Source organism: Burkholderia metallica (assembly GCF_001718555.1).
Classification (GTDB): domain Bacteria; phylum Pseudomonadota; class Gammaproteobacteria; order Burkholderiales; family Burkholderiaceae; genus Burkholderia; species Burkholderia metallica.
This window is the reverse complement of sequence record NZ_CP013403.1, coordinates 1,700,739-1,718,074: the sequence shown is the minus strand read 5'-3', so window position 1 is coordinate 1,718,074 and position 17,336 is coordinate 1,700,739. Positions and strand designations below refer to the sequence as shown.

At 69.8% G+C, this 17,336-nt stretch carries 14 protein-coding genes; 8 read left to right on the top strand and 6 right to left on the bottom strand.

Annotation, left to right across the window (positions count from 1 at the left end; genetic code table 11):
- Nucleotides 1–398 precede the first annotated feature (398 nt).
- The 5 genes from WJ16_RS27340 (at nt 399) to WJ16_RS27320 (ending at nt 6,147) form a co-directional block, all read left to right on the top strand.
- Nucleotides 399–1,955 (top strand): 3-hydroxyacyl-CoA dehydrogenase, encoded by a 1,557-nt coding sequence (locus WJ16_RS27340; RefSeq protein ID WP_069260143.1) that lies wholly within the window; start codon nt 399–401, stop codon nt 1,953–1,955.
- A 58-nt stretch (nt 1,956–2,013) separates the two neighbouring features.
- Nucleotides 2,014–3,336 carry a phenylacetate--CoA ligase PaaK gene (paaK, locus tag WJ16_RS27335; protein ID WP_069260142.1) on the top strand — a complete coding sequence of 441 codons (1,323 nt, stop codon included), beginning with the start codon at nt 2,014–2,016 and terminating at the stop codon, nt 3,334–3,336.
- Between the two features lie 37 nt (nt 3,337–3,373).
- Nucleotides 3,374–4,174, top strand: coding sequence for an enoyl-CoA hydratase-related protein (locus tag WJ16_RS27330; RefSeq protein WP_069260141.1), 801 nt, complete (start codon nt 3,374–3,376; stop codon nt 4,172–4,174).
- A 127-nt stretch (nt 4,175–4,301) separates the two neighbouring features.
- On the top strand, nt 4,302–4,973 hold the full coding sequence (locus WJ16_RS27325) for a MarC family protein (protein ID WP_069260140.1): 672 nt from the start codon (nt 4,302–4,304) through the stop codon (nt 4,971–4,973).
- Between the two features lie 193 nt (nt 4,974–5,166).
- Entirely contained in the window at nt 5,167–6,147 is a 981-nt protein-coding gene (locus WJ16_RS27320; protein WP_069260139.1) for an aldo/keto reductase, read from the top strand.
- 20 nt (nt 6,148–6,167) lie between these two features.
- Here the strand turns inward: WJ16_RS27320 and WJ16_RS27315 are convergent, their stop codons facing one another.
- The 5 genes from WJ16_RS27315 to WJ16_RS27295 form a co-directional block, all read right to left on the bottom strand.
- Nucleotides 6,168–7,034, bottom strand: a complete 867-nt coding sequence (locus WJ16_RS27315) for a CPBP family intramembrane glutamic endopeptidase (protein ID WP_069260138.1) — start codon at nt 7,032–7,034, stop codon at nt 6,168–6,170.
- A 73-nt stretch (nt 7,035–7,107) separates the two neighbouring features.
- Nucleotides 7,108–7,764, bottom strand: a complete 657-nt coding sequence (locus tag WJ16_RS27310; RefSeq protein WP_069261165.1) for a VC0807 family protein — start codon at nt 7,762–7,764, stop codon at nt 7,108–7,110.
- A gap of 169 nt (nt 7,765–7,933) precedes the next feature.
- Nucleotides 7,934–9,871 carry a sensor histidine kinase gene (locus WJ16_RS27305; protein WP_069260137.1) on the bottom strand — a complete coding sequence of 646 codons (1,938 nt, stop codon included), beginning with the start codon at nt 9,869–9,871 and terminating at the stop codon, nt 7,934–7,936.
- A 451-nt stretch (nt 9,872–10,322) separates the two neighbouring features.
- Complete coding sequence (locus WJ16_RS27300; protein ID WP_069260136.1) at nt 10,323–11,387, bottom strand: 2,3-butanediol dehydrogenase; 1,065 nt, start codon at nt 11,385–11,387, stop codon at nt 10,323–10,325.
- A 350-nt stretch (nt 11,388–11,737) separates the two neighbouring features.
- The gene (locus tag WJ16_RS27295; protein WP_069260135.1) at nt 11,738–12,478 is read right to left on the bottom strand and encodes a GNAT family N-acetyltransferase; all 741 of its coding nucleotides are present in this window, start codon (nt 12,476–12,478) and stop codon (nt 11,738–11,740) included.
- A 212-nt stretch (nt 12,479–12,690) separates the two neighbouring features.
- Here WJ16_RS27295 and WJ16_RS27290 point away from each other — a divergent pair, with 212 nt between their 5' ends.
- Together WJ16_RS27290 and WJ16_RS27285 are read left to right on the top strand one after the other, a co-directional pair.
- Nucleotides 12,691–13,902 carry an MFS transporter gene (locus WJ16_RS27290; RefSeq protein ID WP_069260134.1) on the top strand — a complete coding sequence of 404 codons (1,212 nt, stop codon included), beginning with the start codon at nt 12,691–12,693 and terminating at the stop codon, nt 13,900–13,902.
- 38 nt (nt 13,903–13,940) lie between these two features.
- The gene (locus WJ16_RS27285) at nt 13,941–14,417 is read left to right on the top strand and encodes a DUF3331 domain-containing protein (RefSeq protein ID WP_069260133.1); all 477 of its coding nucleotides are present in this window, start codon (nt 13,941–13,943) and stop codon (nt 14,415–14,417) included.
- 24 nt (nt 14,418–14,441) lie between these two features.
- Here WJ16_RS27285 and WJ16_RS27280 read toward each other — a convergent pair whose 3' ends face one another.
- Entirely contained in the window at nt 14,442–15,644 is a 1,203-nt protein-coding gene (locus WJ16_RS27280) for a GNAT family N-acetyltransferase (RefSeq protein WP_069260132.1), read from the bottom strand.
- A gap of 195 nt (nt 15,645–15,839) precedes the next feature.
- On the opposite strand from WJ16_RS27280, the gene pdxR reads away from it, so the two are divergent.
- Complete coding sequence (gene pdxR, locus WJ16_RS27275) at nt 15,840–17,312, top strand: MocR-like pyridoxine biosynthesis transcription factor PdxR (RefSeq protein WP_069260131.1); 1,473 nt, start codon at nt 15,840–15,842, stop codon at nt 17,310–17,312.
- The last annotated feature ends 24 nt before the right edge of the window (nt 17,313–17,336 follow it).

The window sequence follows — 17,336 nt, the reverse complement described above, 5'->3', positions numbered from 1 at the left end:
GCGCGGGCGGGACGGAGCCCGTCGCTGGATGAAACGATTCGATGCGGCCGGCCGCAGAAGGCGGCACGAGCCCGTGTGAGACGCGCGAGCCGGAGGCCCGGTTCCGACCCCGGAAGGGCGGCCGGCGATGGACGGCGGTGGCGACGTGGCACGCGGTTTCCCCCTGAAATCCGGCGATTTGTCGAATTTTATCAGGCGTTTGGGGGGCACCATCTCATATTCGAATGCTTTCATTGACCTTTCTGTTCGCAAAAAGTGCCCGGGACTTTCAAATTTTTTGTCATTGCAGTTTCCGTAACGGTCTCTTGCACGACACATTCGGGCACGCCCTGACATAAATCTACCGACCGGTCGGTTTATAATTGCCCGCACTTCCACTTCATGACGGATCGCAAGCGATGGCTGTTTCTTCTGCACATTCGGTGAACTCGGGCGCGCTGGCGCCGTCGGCCGTCGTCGGCGTGATCGGTGCCGGCGCGATGGGCGCGGGCATTGCGCAGGTTGCGGCGGCGGCCGGCCATACGGTGCTGCTGTACGACCTGAACGAAGCCGCGTGCGAGCGCGCGCTGACGGGCATCCGCGCGCAGTTCGCGCGACTCGCGGAGAAAGGCCGGCTCGAACCGGCCGAAGCCGACGCGGCCGGCAACCGGATTCGCGCGGTGCGTGAACTGGCCGATTTCGCGGGCGCCGCGCTGATCGTCGAGGCGGCGGCCGAGCGGCTCGACGTGAAGCGCGAGATCTTCGCGACGCTCGAGCGTCATGTCGACGATGCGTGCGTGCTGGCAACCAACACGTCGTCGATCTCGATCACGTCGATCGCGGCGGGGCTGCGCGTGCCGCAGCGCGTCGCCGGCCTGCATTTCTTCAACCCGGCGCCGCTGATGGCGCTCGTCGAAGTGGTCAGCGGGCTCGCGACCGCGCCCGACGTTGCGCAACGGCTTTACGCGAGCGCCGCCGCATGGGGCAAGCAGCCCGTGATGGCGAAATCGACGCCCGGCTTCATCGTGAACCGCGTCGCGCGGCCGTACTACGCGGAAGCGCTGCGGGTGCTGAACGAGCAGGGCGGCACGCCGGCCTCGATCGACGCGGTGATGCGCGAGGCCGGCGGCTTCCGGATGGGGCCGTTCGAGCTGATGGACCTGATCGGGCACGACGTGAACTTCGCGGTGACCGAATCGGTGTTTCGCGCGTACTTCAACGATCCGCGCTACACGCCGTCGCTGATCCAGCAGGAACTCGTGAACGCGGGCTTTCTCGGGCGCAAGTCGGGGCGCGGCTTCTATTCGTATGCGGACGGGGCGACGCCGCCCGCGCCCGATGTCGAAACGCCGCGCGACGCGCCGGCCGACGTCGCGCTGTTTGCGCAGGACGGCCCGGCCGCCGCGCTGCATGCGCGTTTCGCGCAACGCGTCGCGCTCGCCCGGCAGGCCGGCGCGCATGCCGACGACCTGCTCGCGACGGCCGGCCGCGCGTCGATCGCGCTGACCGACGGCCGCACGGCTACCGCCCGCGCCGCGCAGACGGGCGTGGCCGATCTGGTGCTGGTCGACCTGGCGCGCGATTACGCGCAGGCCGGGCTCGTTGCGCTGACGCGCGCGCTCCAGTGCAGCGATGCCGCGTATGCGGACGCGGTCGGCCTGTTCCAGCAGGCGGGTTTTCGTGTGGTCGGCATCGCGGACGTGCCGGGTATGGTCGCGATGCGCACCGTCGCGATGCTCGCGAACGAGGCGGCCGACACGGTGAACCAGGGCGTGTGCTCGCCCGCCGATCTCGATCTCGCGATGGAGAAGGGCGTGAACTACCCGTGCGGCCCGCTCGCGTGGGCCGATGCGATCGGCATCGGCCGCGTGCATCGCGTGCTGTCGAACCTCGCGGCGAGCTACGGCGAGGACCGCTACCGCGTGTCGCCGCGCATCGCCGCACTGCATGCGGCCGGCCGCACGTTCCGCTCGTGACGCCGGCCCCGTTACCTCGAACACGACAACGACATCACTCCACTGGAGGAGCACTCCGATGACTCACCCGACGCATCCCGCAGCCGCCCTCGAACCGATCGAGACCGCCAGCCGCGACGAACTGCAGGCGCTGCAGCTCGCGCGCCTCAAGTGGTCGCTGCGCCATGCGTACGACAACGTCCCGCACTATCGCCGCACGTTCGACGCGGCGGGCGTGCATCCGGACGACCTGAAGTCGCTCGCCGATCTCGCGAAATTCCCGTTCTCGACCAAGAACGACCTGCGCGACAACTATCCGTTCGGGCTCTTCGCGGTGCCGCGCGAGCAGGTCGTGCGCGTGCATGCGTCGAGCGGCACGACCGGCAAGCCGACCGTGGTCGGCTACACCGCGCGCGACATCGACACGTGGGCGAACGTCACCGCGCGTTCGATCCGCGCAGCGGGCGGCTGCCCGGGCGACACGCTGCACAACGCGTTCGGCTACGGGCTCTTCACGGGCGGGCTCGGGATTCACTACGGCGCGGAACGGCTCGGCTGCATGGTCGTGCCGATGTCGGGCGGGCAGACGGAGAAGCAGGTGCAGCTGATCCGCGATTTCGAGCCGAAGATCATCCTCGTCACGCCGTCGTACATGCTGAACCTGATCGACGAAATGGTGCGGCAGGGGATGGACCCGGCCGAGTCGTCGCTGAAGATCGGCATCTTCGGCGCCGAGCCGTGGACGCAGGCGCTGCGCGAGGAAGTGGAGACGCGCGTGGGCATCGACGCGCTGGACATCTACGGGCTGTCGGAAGTGATGGGCCCGGGCGTCGCGTGCGAATGCGTCGAGACGAAGGACGGCCCGGTGATCTGGGAGGACCATTTCTACCCGGAGATCATCGACCCGGTCACGGGCGAAGTGCTGCCGGACGGCAGCCACGGCGAGCTGGTGTTCACGTCGCTGACGAAGGAGGCGATGCCGGTGATCCGCTACCGCACGCGCGACCTCACCGCGCTGCTGCCGCCGACGTCACGCGCGATGCGCCGTCTCGCGAAGATCACCGGCCGCTCCGACGACATGCTGATCATGCGCGGCGTGAACGTGTTCCCGAGCCAGATCGAGGAGATCGTCGTCGCGCTGCCGCAGTTGTCGGGCCAGTTCCAGATCACGCTGTCGCGCGACGGTCATATGGACCGGCTCGACGTCGCGGTCGAACTGCGCTCCGAGGCGGCCGCGTCCGTCGGCGAAAGCGATCGTGCGGCGCTCGCGCGCGAGCTGCAGCACCGGATCAAGACGCTGGTCGGCGTGTCGTCCGGCGTGACGGTACTGCCGGCGGGCGGCATTCCCGCGACCGCGACCGGCAAGGCGCGACGCGTGATCGACCGCCGCGCGGCCGCCTGAGCCCCCGTTTGCCGTACTCCCCGAGGAAACCTGTGCGATGGATGAATTGAAGACCCTGGCCGTCACGGTCGATGCGCGCGGTATCGCCACCGTCGCGCTGCAGCGCGGCGACGTGCTCAACGCGTTCGACGAGACGATGATCGCCGAGCTGACCGATGCGTTCACGTCGCTCGGCCGGCGCGACGACGTGCGCGCGATCGTGCTGCGTTCGGACGGCCGCGCGTTCTGCGCGGGCGCCGACCTGCAGTGGATGCAGCGCGCGAGCGCGAACGACGCGGCGGCGAACCTGCGCGATGCGCAGCGTTTCGCCGCGATGATGCGCGCGATCCGGCAATGCCCGAAGCCGACGGTGGCGCGCGTGCAGGGCCATGCGTTCGGCGGCGGCGTGGGCCTGTGCGCGGCGTGCGACATCGTGATCGCGAGCGATCACGCGCGCTTCTCGGTCAGCGAGGCGCGCTTCGGAATCCTGCCGGCGGTGATCGGCCCGTATCTGGTCGAGGCGGTCGGCCAGCGCCAGGCGCGCCGGCTCGCGTTGACGGCGACCCAGCTCGCCGCCGGCGACGCGGTCGCGATCGGTCTGATCCACCAGGCCGTGCCGCTCGATTCGCTCGACGAAACGCTCGAGCGGACACTCGCCGAACTCGGCCGCAACGGCCCGAACGCGCTGATGGAGATCAAGCGCTTCTTCGACGCGATCGGCGAGTATCCGCCGTCGGACGAGCGCGCGGCGTTCACCGCGCAGACGATCTCCCGCGTGCGGGCGACACCGGAAGCGAAGGAAGGCTTCGCCGCGTTCTTCGCGAAGCGGTCGCCGGCATGGGAGACGGGCGCGGGGTAAGGGGAAACGGCCGCGTGCGCCCGCGCGGCGGGCCCGGCCGAATTTTGCGGTGCGGGCGCGGGCGCTTGCTCTACAATGCGTGACCTCCGGCGCGCTGCCGGCCCAGCCCCGACCGATTCTTCATCCGATGATCGTCAACCGCCTTATCTCCGAGATCCTGTTCGGCTTCACCGGCCTGATCGGCATCATCAACCCGATCGGCATCGCGTTCCTGTTTCTCGAACGGACCGAGGCGCTCACCGAGCAAGAACGCGATCTGCTCGCGAGAAAGGTGGCATTCAACGCGTTCATCGTGCTGATGGTCGCGTTCTTCGCCGGCACGCCGGTGCTGCATTTCTTCGGGATTTCGATGGAAGCGCTGCGGATCGGCGGCGGCTTCGCGGTGGCGGTGGCCGGCTGGCAGATGCTGAACGAACCCGACGGGCCGGGCGGCGGCGATACGCCGGTCAAGCCGATCGACGCGAACGCGATCATGACGCGCGCGTTCTTCCCGTTGACCATGCCGCTGACGGTCGGCCCCGGCTCGATCGCGACCGCGATCGCGCTGAACGCGAACCGCACACACAAGCTGTCGGAGTTCATGCTGTCGAGCATCGTGTCGATCGCCGTGTCCGTGCTGGTCGCGATCGTGATCTGGCAGGTCTACAGCCGTTCCGCGCTGCTGTCGCGCTACCTCGGCAGCGAGGGCACCAAGGTCGCGAAGCGCGTGTCGGCGTTCCTGCTGCTGTGCATCGGCGTGCAGATCATGCTGACCGGCTTTTCCGCGTTCCTGCAGCCGCTCGCCGACCAGGTCAAGTAAGCCGGCGGCGCCGCGGCGCACGTGCCGCGCAGCCGGTGCCGCACGCGCGTTCGCACCGACGCGCTCCCTGCATACCCTTCGTACCCTGCGGCGACGCCGCACGTCTTTTTGCCGCCCGCGATACCATGCGACGGTCCGGCGGATGCGCGGCGCGCATCCGGCCGTCAGCTCAACTTCAATGGCGAGGCGTGCAATGGAATACGTGAAATTCGGATCGACAGGGCTGGAAGTGTCCAGGCTGGTGCTGGGTTGCATGACGTTCGGCGAGCCGTCGCGCGGCACGCATCCGTGGACGCTGCCGGAGGCGGAGAGCCGCCCGATCATCCAGCGGGCGGTCGAAGCCGGCATCAACTTCTTCGATACCGCGAACATGTATTCGGACGGCACGTCGGAGGAGATCGTCGGCCGCGCGCTGCGCGATTTCGCGAAGCGCGACGAGATCGTGATCGCCACCAAGGTGTTCTACCGGATGCGGCCGGGGCCGAACGGCGCGGGGCTGTCGCGCAAGGCGATCATGACCGACATCGACCAGAGCCTGAAACGGCTCGGCACCGACTACGTCGATCTGTACCAGATCCACCGCTGGGACTACGGCACGCCGCTCGAGGAGACGCTCGAGGCGCTGCACGACGTCGTGAAGGCCGGCAAGGCGCGCCATATCGGCGCGTCGTCGATGTACGCGTGGCAGTTCGCGAAGGCGCTGCACACGTCGAAGCAGCACGGCTGGACCCGCTTCGTCAGCATGCAGAACCACCTGAACCTGCTGTATCGGGAAGAGGAGCGGGAAATGCTGCCGCTGTGCGAAGACGAAGGGATCGCGGTGATTCCGTGGAGCCCGCTCGCCCGGGGCCGCCTCACGCGCAACTGGGACGAATCGACCGGGCGGCAGCAGAGCGACGCGGTCGGCCAGCGGCTTTACGACGCGACCGCGGAATCGGACAAGGCGATCATCGATGCCGTCGCGACGATCGCGGCCGCACGCAACGTCCCGCGCGCACAGGTCGCGCTCGCGTGGGTTGCGCAGAAGCGCGGCGTCACCGCGCCGATCGTCGGCATTTCGAAGACGCCGCAACTGGACGACGCGCTGGCCGCGCTCGAACTGAAACTCACCGACGACGAAATCGCGACGCTCGAACGCCCGTACGTGCCGCACGCGGTCGCCGGGCTCGACTGAGCGGGCGCGCCGCGCGGCCGTCAGCGCGCGGCGGCGAGCATCGGGTAGGTGAACAGCCCGAAGTGAACGACGTTCAGCCCCGCGTGCGCAAGCGCGGATGCGAGCAGGCCGCCGCGCCGCCACGCGAGGCCGTAGCCGACACCGGCCACCGTGCCGAGCACGATCCATTGCCAGCCGGCGGCCGCATGCGCGGCGCCGAACAGCAGCGCGCCGATCGCGAGCGCGACCCACGGCCCCCACGCGAACGCGCGCAGCATGCGCGTCAGCCCGCCCTGCACATAGCCGCGGAACAGCGCTTCCTCGGCGAACGTCACGAGCAGCAGGTTGTTCACGAGCCACAGCCAGCCCGACGGCGGCCACTTGGGCGCCCAGCCGACCATCCCGAACGCGAGCGCGCCGGCCAGGCACGCGGCCGCCGTGGCGACCGCGGCCACGGCGCCGGTGCGCAGCGCGCGTGACAGCGGGACGTCGGGGGCGACCCACGGCAGCACCCACACCAGCCACAGGCCGACGAGCGGCTTGTCCAGATTCAGGTACATCGTGAACGGCACGGCATCCGGCGTGAAGCGCGTCGGCCCGATCACGCGCGGATTGTGGAAGCCGGGAATCAGATGCAGGCTGAGCGCGATCGCGAGCGCGGCAAAGACGACGTGCGCGGCGATGCGCACCGCGCGCGCTCGCTCGGGCATCACGCCCCACGCAGCCGCGGCCAGCAACCCGAGCGGCGCCAGCGCGAACGGCGCGAGCTTGCCGAACGCCAGTGCGCACGCATAGCCGAGTGCGGCGAGGCCGACGCTCAGGCCGTGCTGCGGGCGATGCCACGCGAACGCGGCGGCCGCGAACAGCGCGAGCCAGATCGTGGCGGATGGGAGGAGCGAAAGGGACATGACAGGGGCGGCATTCGTCGGACGAGACGCCGCGCATCATACAGGAGCGTCCTGCGATACCGGCCCGATGCGGTCAGCGGCCGGCCGTTTCGGTGACGCCGTCGCGCCCCGGAATGTGGACGCTGTTGCGCTCGCGCATCCGCCGCCGGTACCAGAACGTCCACAGCAGCAGGCAGCCGAACACGGTATAGCCCATGACCGGCGACACGACCAGCACGCGTTCGACCGGCCAGGTCACGACCATCCAGCAGCGCACCAGCATTTCCAGCGTCATGAACGCGCCCCAGACGAAGGTCATCCGCCGCAGCATCCGCCGCAGCCCCGGCTGCGCGTTCCAGACCGCTTCGAAGTGCGCGGCGCCGCCGTCCATCTCGCGGGCCACGGTAGCGCGGGCGAGATAGAAGATCAGCGGGCGTTCGCGGAACAGCGACAGCAGGAACACGACGCCGATCGTGCCCGACGCGAGCGATTCGCGCATCAGCAGCGTGCGCGGGCTGCCGCCGAGCGCCATCCCGACGATCGACAGCGCGATGCCGAGCAGCACGATGGCCGCCACCGCATCGACGCGGCGCGAGCGGATGAATTCGACGATCGACCAGATGATCGGCGGGACCGCCGACGCGTACAGCGCGCCGGTTTCGCCGAAATGGGGCTGTACGGCCCGGTAGGCGACCCAGGGCAGCACCAGGTTGACGAAGAGTTCGAGTATCAGTCCGGCTCGCGGTTTCACGGTACGCAATTCCACGCAGGTGGGGGCGAACGGGCAAGGGGCGCGGTTGGCCCCCGGTTGCCCCGAAAAGGGTTCGGTCCAGTATATCGAAGAATCGGGCGGCCGCTGCTGCGGCACCGCATCGGTCGTCGGGTATTGGCCGCTATGGCAGGCAGCGTCGTTGCCGTCGTCACGGGGCCGCGGCAGCTGGCAGCGTGATCGTAACCGTGGTGCCCTGCAGCACGACGCTGTGCACGTGAATCTGGCCTTCGTGCCGCTCGACGACAGTCTTGACGAACGCCATGCCGAGCCCGACGCCGCTGGTTTCCGGCTGGCCGACGGTGCGAAAGCGCCGGTAGCGCTCGAACAGTCGCGTCTGGTCCGCGCTGTCGATTCCGCACCCGCTGTCGCGGATCGTGCAGCGCACGGTCTTGCCGCCGGCGTCCGGCTCGACCCGGCATTCGACGCTCGTCAGCGGTGCGCTGTACTTGATCGCGTTGTCCAGCAGGTTGATCAGCGCCCTCGACAGCAACGCCGGATCGCCCAGCACGATCGTGTCGTCGCGCCGCGGCACGTCGTCGATCGACATGGATTTCCGGTGCGCGAGCGGCCACACCGCATCGCGCGCCTCGTTCATCAGGTCGGCGAGGTTCACCGGCACGCGCTCGTATTCGCCGGCCTCGGCCCGCGAGAGCTGCGCGAAGCCGTCGGCCATCGCCAGCGTGTGCCGTGCGAGCTTGCCGATTCTCGCGAACTGCTGCTTCACCGGTGCATCGGCCGCCCGCCGCGCCTGCGTGTCGATCAGGATGATCAGCGAGGTCAGCGGGGCGCGCATGTCGTGCGAAAACAGCGTCAGCATGTCGTTGCGCTGGCGCTCGAGCATGTCGCGGCGCACGGTCGCGTGGCGCAACGTTTCCAGCGCGTCGTGGATTCGCGTGATCTCGGGGCCGATGCCGCGCGGCATCGCGACGTGCGACGTATCGCCGTCGCTGAGCGCGACGATCCGGCGGCCCAGCATGTCGAGCGGCTTCGACAGCAGCCGCTGCAGGCCGCGCGCGAGCGAAACCAGGATCGCGATGCACAGTGCCGTCGCGAACGCCGACACGCCGACCATGATCCGGGCGGCATCGCGCTCGGCGGTCGCCCGGTGCCGGGCAACGGCGATCACGCGGTCGCGCAGCCGCTCGCTCGGCCGGAAATACGGCACGATCGCGCGGGACAGCCCGGCCGCGCTCATCGCATAGGCGCCGTTGCGGCCGTCGGCGACGGTCGCGTCGACGAGCGGCAGGATGTGCGCGTCGAATGCGGTATTCAACTGCGCATAGTCGCGCGCCACGTCGGGATCGTCGAGCCGCGTGCCGATCGCGCCGTCGATCAGCGCGCGCAATTGCTCGATGCGCCCGCGCATGCGCATGATGTCCGCGAACTGCGTGCGCTCGAGCGGCTGGCGCGCGAACATCGGCGCGATGAGCAGCGAACCCGTGCGGCCCGCGTATTCGCGCAGATCGCCGAGGAGCCGCGCGAGCAGGATCGCACCCGACGTGCGTGGGTCGTCCGTCGCGGTATCGGAGATGGCGCCGTCGATCAACGGCGACAGCGTGTCGACGATCCGGAACAGGCGCGCCTGCGCGTGCTGGATATCGTGCACGGTGCGTGATGCGAGCGGCCGCGCATCGAGCGCATCGACTTCCGCGCGCGCAGCGGCGAGCGCGATCCGGATCGCGTCGAGTGCATGCAGCAGGTTGCTGCGTTCGCGATCGTCGAGCACGCTCGTCTGCGCGATGCCGGCGCGAAACCGTGCGAGCGCCCGGTCGGAACGCGCGCGCGCGGCGGACAGCGTGCGGGCCTCGGTCGCGCCGTCGTCCTGCGACCGGACCAGCAGGTCGTTCGTCGGGCCGCGTTCGGCCGAGATCACGTTGGCGGCGCTGATCGCGCAGCGGACGAAGTCGAAGCGCTGCAGGTCGGCGTCCTCGTGCCGGTATTGCCGGACGCTCCCCCAGATGATCGTGCCGCACAGCAACGCCAGCAGCGTCGTGACGAGTGCGAAGCCGATATGCGTCTTCTGCTGGATCGTCAGCGATCGAACGTTGCAGGCGGGGTCCAGGCGAAACGAGAATGAACGATTCATGACATACCATGTTTGCAAGCTATCCCGGTGGGCCCGTATTCTCGGCCTGTCGGCGTCGTGACGTTGTCAGATTCCGTGAGGCCATGGCGGGGCGCCTTGGCGGGGCGGCGATCACGGCCGGAGGTGGGCGCGCGTTGCACAGGATCACCTTGCATCGGAGCAATGTCGACAGTGCACGCATCGCGATCGATCCGGAGAAACCCTGATCGCGGATAGGACGGATCTGCGATGCGTTACGAAGGATGATTCGGATTGCGAATGTTTTCGGTCGTCGTGTCCGAATCGCGTCCGCGACGTCGCGCGGCATCGAACTTGCATCGAACGACGGCAGCGGGGAGGGTGCTGGAGGGTAAGGGCAGGCAGGCGCGCCGCCCGTATACAGGCGGCGCTTTGGGTCGACTCGGCGGCCGGCGTGCCGCGGCGTTAATTGCTGCCGCGGCCGCGCGCGCGGTCAGGCGGTGGCAGGCTGAACGATGATCTTCACGTTCCGGTCCTTGTGGTTGACCAGTTCCTCGAAGCCGTGCGAGACGATGTCGCCGAGTGCGATGCGCCCGGTGATGAGCGGCTGCACGTCGATGCGGCCGTCGGCGATGAAGCGGATCACGTCCGCGAATTCGCCGTTGTACGCGAGCGAGCCGATCACTTCCTTTTCGGTCGACACGATGTCGAAGAAGTTGAACGGCGCGGGCTCCTCGAAGATGCCGACCATCACCGACTTGCCGGCCTTGCGGATCACGTCGATCGCGAGCTTCGCGGTGGCCGTGTGCCCGATGCACTCGAACGACACGTCGGCGCCGTAGCCGCCGGTCAGTGCCCTGACTTCCGCGATCGCGTCGCAGGTCTTCGGATCGATGACGACGCTCGCGCCGACTTCCAGCGCCTTCTGCTTGCGCGCGGCCGACATTTCCAGCGCGATCACGCGGCCGGCGCCCGCGGCCTTCGCGCACATGATCGTGCACAGGCCGATCGTGCCCGCGCCGACCACGACGACGGTCTGCCCGACGATGTTGCCGGCCTTCTTGACCGCATGCAGCCCGACCGCGAGCGGCTCGATCAGCGCGCCGGCCTCGGTCGGGAAGTCGTCGGGCAGCTTGTACAGCAGCTCGGCCGGCACGTTCACGTATTCGGCGAACGCGCCGTTGTTCATCAGTCCGGTGAACGCGAGGTTCTCGCAGATGTTGTACAGCCCGTGCCTGCAATACCAGCACGTGCCGCAATGCTGGCATGCGTCGGCGGTCACGCGCTCGCCGACCGCGAAGCCCGTCACGCCGGCACCGAGTTCGGCAATTTCGCCGCTGAATTCGTGGCCGAGGATGCATTGACCTTTCAGGCCCGTCAGCGGATGCGGCGCGTCGACCGGGATGAAGACGGGGCCCGCGACGTATTCGTGCAGGTCGGAGCCGCAGATCCCGCACCAGTGCACGCGAATCGTGACCCAGCCTGCCGGCGGGCGCTCGGGAACGGGAACCTGTTCGACGCGGATGTCGTGGCGGCCGTGCCAGACGGCGGCTTTCATGCTGGGGGCGGGGGTCGATGCCGGTGTACTCACGTTGCTGTCTCCGTCAGGTTGTCGTCGGGCGCGAGGCATCGCTGCCGGTGCGCCCGTCGCGCGATTGCGCGATCGACCCATATGCACGAACGGGGCCAGCTCCCCGGCGTGGGCCGGGCGGCAGTCCGGCGAGCGGTGAATGATGCGACGCATCACTTCGCTGTTCGTTGACGGGAAACGTGCGGACGGGAGCGGGGTGCGAAGTTTGCTGCGGCAGCCGGGCGGCGCACCGGGTGAGACGCCGGGACGTTCGTCTCAGCGCAATGAGACGAATCGTGAGACGCGCGGCTTTGGCCGGTACGGTTCGCCGCGCGTGTTCACGCGACGACTTCGTCGACCGCGACCGGTGCGAGCAGCGTGAATCCGGCGGCACGGTACAGCGGCAGGCCGGCCTCGGTCGACACGAGCCACACCCGCTGCGCGCCGCGTTGCCGGGCGTGCGCGACGATCGCGGCGAGCAGTTGCCGTGCAAGGCCGCGGCGGCGGTACGCGTCCGACGTTCCGACCCGGTCGACGACGATATCGCGCGCCGACGCAAAGCCGTAACGCGCGGCGGCGGCGATCTGCCCGTTCAGCCGGTGCGCGAACAGGAACGCGGCAGGATTCGGCCGGAACGGCGGGAACGACGCATCCGCATTGAACGTATCGACGTCGGCGGGCGTGTGGCAGGCGAGCGCGCGGGCGAGGGCATCGTCGCCGGACAGCATGCCGATATCGGCGGCCATGAAATGCTCGTCCGACAAGCGGCGGGTCCTGCCGTGCAGCGCAGGCGGCAGCGGTGCGGCGCCGTAGCGCGTGATCCACGCGCCGACGGCGAACGGGCCGTCGCCATGCGCGGGCGCGCCCTCGATCACGAAGTGCTCGAAAGGCCGCCCCATGCCGGCGTCGAATTGCACGACGTGGCCATCCGGGCTGTCGTGCAGCGGTGCATCGCGCCGGTCGCGGGCGGCGCAGTATCCGGCGACGAAGGTGCGCACGGCGGCCTTGCGGCGTGGAAAGGTCGACCAGGCCGCGTCGAGCGGCGGCAGGGCGTCGGGGGCGGGGGAGGCGGTCGGCATGCGGGCGGATGCAACGTCGTCGGGGCGAAGCCGACAGCTTAGATCAGGACGCCGCACGCTGCATGGCGGCCCATTGCCGCGATCGACGGAACGGATCGTTGCGCACATTACCCCTTTACTTGAAGTGAACTTCAATTTGTATCATGTGCGCCAGTCCGATCGCGGCCGCGTGACGCATCCCGTTGCGCGCGGCCGGTTCAACGGAGGGGGAGATGACCGAATCGCCTGTCGCGGCCGAGGCCGCCACGCTGCCGTCGCGCAGCGACCGGGCCGCCGTCGCGAACGTCGTGTTTGCAAGCATCGCGGCGGCGTTGCACGTCGGCAAGGCGACGATCGCGTTGCCGTCGCTCAGGCACGAGTTCGGCGGCTCGCTCGCATCGCTGAGCGCGATCATGTCGGTGTTTCCGTTCGTCGGCGTGTTCGGCGGCATCGCGGCCGGGCTGCTCGTGCGGCGCTGGGGCGACCGGCGGCTGTTGATCGCGGGCCTCGTCATCCTCGGGCTGTCGAGCGTCGCCGGCGCGTGGACCGGCAGCTTCGCGCTGCTGCTGGCCACGCGCTTCGCCGAGGGGCTCGGTTTCGTGATCGTGGTGGTTGCCGCGCCGGCCGTGCTGAATCGCGTGACGCCGCCCGAGCGGCGCAGCGTCGCGTTCGGACTGTGGAGCACGTTCATGCCGGCCGGCATGGCGCTGTCGATGCTGGTCGGGCCGCTGCTCGGCGGCTGGCGCAACGGCTGGCTCGCCGCCGCGGCGCTGACGCTCGTCGCGGCGGCCGCGGTGCCCGTGACGACGTCCGCCGATGCGCCGTCGCGGCCGGCCGCCGCGCCGCGCATCGGGCCCGCGCTGCGCGACGTGCTCGCATCGCGCGCGACCACGCTGCTCGCGCTGGGTTTCGCGACCTACAACGTGCAGTTCTTCGCGGTGATGACGTTCCTGCCGGTGTTCCTGATGCAGCGCCTCGGCGTCGCGGTCGGCGCGGCGGGGCTGATCAGCGCGGCGATCGTGGCCGCGTGCGTGATCGGCAACCTGACGGCCGGCTGGCTGCTGTCGCGCGGCGCGCGGCCGGGGCGCGTGATGGTCGCGACGTCGGTCGCGATCGGCGCGGCCGGCGCAGGGCTCTTCAGCGCGGCTACGCCCGCACCGCTCGCGGTGGCGCTCGGCTTTGCGTTCTCGGCGGTCGCGGGGATGCTGCCGGCGACGATCCTGGCGTGCGCGCCGGGCTCGGCGCCGACGCCGTCGCTGGCGCCGCTCAGCATCGGCTGGGTCGTGCAGGGCAACTATCTCGGGCAGGTGATCGGGCCGCTGGCGATCGGCGCGATCGTCGGCGCGTTCGGCTGGTCGGGCGGCATCGGGCTGATGCTCGCGGCGGCCGTCACCGGCGCGGCGATCGGTCTGTCGCTGCTGCGCGAACCGATGGGCCGGCGCTGAGCGCGGCGCCGTTCAACCTGCACGGAAATCCGTCAAGCATGCTCAACACCCTGGAAAGCCTGATTTGCGACGACGAACCGTCGTGCGATGCGCCGGCATGGCGCGAACCCGACGTGAAGCCGCCGCATGGCGGCGTCGCGCATCCGCGCATGACGATCGGCCGGAGGCCGGTTGCCGGGCACGCGATAGCGGCCGTCTCGCCGTTGCGCCCGCAACTGTTCGTCACGGTGCTGGAAGCCGGCGACGATGCGTTGCTGGTGCGTTGGGTCGAGAGCGGACGTTGCCATTACGGCGAACAGCGCTGGCGCTTGCGCGTCGCGCTGCAGCCGGGCCGCTGCGCGATCTCGGGGCAGCCGATCGAGCCGGGCGAGCCGGTGTTCCGGCCGGTGCGGCGGCCCGTGCCGGCCAACGGCGACGAGATGATCCGCCCGGCGTCGGTGCCGGGTGCGACCGGCGCGGTGGGCGACGTCGCGCCGGAAGACGACGCGCGCACGCCGGCCGACGTTCCCGGCTGAACGCGGGCCGGCAGCTGCGCCGCGTCAGGGCTTCACGTCGTGCCGGTACTGGATGAACCCGGCGTTGGTCGCGAGCTTGTCGTACAGCGCGCGCGCGGCCGTGTTGGTTTCGTGCGTGAGCCAGTACACGCGGCTCGCGCCGGCTTCGCGCGCATGGTCGTACACGGCCTCGATCAGCGCGCGGCCCGCGCCTTGTCCGCGTGCGTCGGGTGCCGTGTACAGGTCCTGCAGGTAGCAGTACGGCCCTTCGGTCCAGCACGAGCGGTGGTAGATCGAATGCACGATCCCGACCAGCGCGCCCGATGCGTCGAATGCGCCGAGCACGAACATCGGCTCGGCCGGGTCCATCAGGCGCGCCCACGTGGTCGCGAACACCGCGTCGCTCAGTGCAGTGTCGTAGAACTTCTGATAACCCTGCCACAGCGGGCGCCACGCGGTTTCGTCGGCGGCGACGAGCGGGCGCACCGTGACGCGCGTCGCGTCGTTCGCGCGGCTGCCCGCGTCGCGTGCGCTCGCTTGCGCGTGGCGGATCGCGGTGAGCGACCGGCGCTGCGCACCCTGCGCGTCGAAGTTCTCCGGTGCGAGCCACGCGTCGAACGCGGCACGGACATCCGGCCATTCGCCGTCGATGATCGAGAACCATGCGGTGTCGCGATTGCGGCCGCGATAGATGATCGCCTGCCGGAACGTGCCTTCGTAGCGGAAGCCGAGCCGCGCGGCGGCCTTGCGCGACGGAAGGTTCAGGTCGTCGCACTTCCATTCGTAGCGCCGGTAGCCGAGCGTGTCGAACGCATACTTCATCAGCAGGAACTGAGCTTCGGTCGAAACGGGCGTGCGCTTGAGCAGCGGCGAGAACGTGACGGAGCCGACCTCGATCACGCCGTTGGCCGGATCGATGCGCATCAGCGCGAGCGTGCCGACCGCGCGGCCCGTGGCGCGGTCGATCACCGTGTAGTGCAGCGGATCGGCGCTCGCCTGCGCGGTGCGCGCGTAGTCGCGGTAGCTCGCTTCGTCGCTGTACGGGCCGTGCGCGAGATAGGTCCAGTCGCTGCCGTCCGGCGCCTGGGCGTAGGCGGCGTACAGGTCGGCCGCGTGGCGCTCGGCGTCGAGCGGCTCGAGCCGGCAGTAGCGGCCTTCGAGCACGATGCGCTCCGGGCGCGGGCGCGCGGACCACTCGGGAACGGGATGGCCGATGGGTTGCTGGAATTCGTTGGTGAGCGTGGACAAGGTCGATCTCGCTTCGGTTGGCGGCCGGCGACATGCCGGCGTGCAGACGATCGTAGTCTCGGCGAGGTACCATGAGAAGCGCCAGAGAACGGCAAATTTATGGTGCCACGGGCGGTGCGTGATCGGCTGTGCGCAACTAGCCGTCCACGACTGGCCGTCCACCACCTTCCGACACTTTCAAGCTGCGATGTTCCGATGACGACTGCCTTTCCTCCCGGCGACGCGCCGTTGCTGCCGCTCGATGCGCCGCTGGCGCGCACGCCGGGCGCGCCTTCGCTGCAGCGCCAGCTGCTGCGCCGCGTGCGCGATGCAATTCTCGGCGGCGCGATGCCGGCCGGCACGCGGCTGCCCGGCACGCGCGCACTGGCCGAGACGCTCGGCGTGTCGCGCAACACGACGGCCGCCGTCTACGAGCAGCTCGTCGCCGAAGGCTTCCTGCAGTCCGACCGGCGCGGCACGCGGGTCGTCGGGTTGTCGCGCCCGGCGCCGCCGCGCCGGCGTGTCGCCCCGCCGGCCGTCGCGCAGCGGCTCGGCCGGATTCGTCCGAGCCGCATCGGCACCGGCGAATCGGAGGGCTTCCGGCCGGGCGTGCCCGCGCTGACGCATTTCCCGGCGGACGCGTGGCGCCACGCGATCGACCGCGCGCTGCGCCGCGCCGGCCGCGACCTGCTCGGCTATGGCGATCCGCTCGGCGAGCCCGGATTGCGCGAATCGATCGCACGCCACCTGGCCGTGACGCGCGGCGTGCGCTGCGATCCCGAGCAGATCGTGATCACGGAAGGCGCGCAGGGCGCGATTGCGCTGTGCGCGCAGTTGCTGACGAACCCGGGCGATACGGTGTGGGTGGAGGAGCCCGGCTATCGGGGCGCGCGCACCGCGATGCAGGCGGCCGACCTCGACGTCGTGCCGATGCCGGTCGACGCGGAAGGGCTGCGTGCGGAAGAGGACGACTGGCGCGAGCGCACGCCGCGGCTCGTCTATACGACCCCGTCGAACCAGTTTCCGACCGGCGCCGTGCTGTCGATCTCGCGCCGGCTCGCGCTGATCGATGCCGCGCGCCGGCATCGCGCGTGGATCATCGAGGACGACTACGACAGCGAATTCCGTCACACCGGTGAACCGATCGGCGCGATGCACGGGCTCGCGCCCGATTCGCCGGTCGTCTACCTCGGCTCGTTCAGCAAGACGATGTTTCCTGCGCTGCGGATCGGCTTTCTCGTGCTGCCCGACGCGCTGCTGGCCGCGGTGCGGCCGGTGCTGCCGGAGATGCTGCGCGGCGGCACTCGCCACGTGCAGCTCGCGCTGGCCGATTTCATCGAGACGGGCGAATACGGCCGCCATCTCGGGCGAATGCGCCGGCTGTATCGCGACCGGCGGCGCTTGCTGCTCGCCGCGCTCGACGGCAACCTGAGCGTGCCGCACCGGATCGAGGGCGGGCCGTGCGGGCTGCATCTCGCGCTGCGGTTGCCGGCGCGCTACCGCGATCGCGCGATCGTCGACGCGGCGCGTGCGCACGGCATCGGTCCGTTCCCGCTGTCGGGGTTTTCGATCGATGCGGCTTCGGCGGGCAACGGGCTCGTGCTCGGTTTCGGCAATACGTCGGCCGACGCGTTCGAACCGATGCTGCGGATGCTGTCGACGATCGCGCAGCAGGTGGGCGGGCATTGACGCGCGACGCGCCGCTTAGTCTCG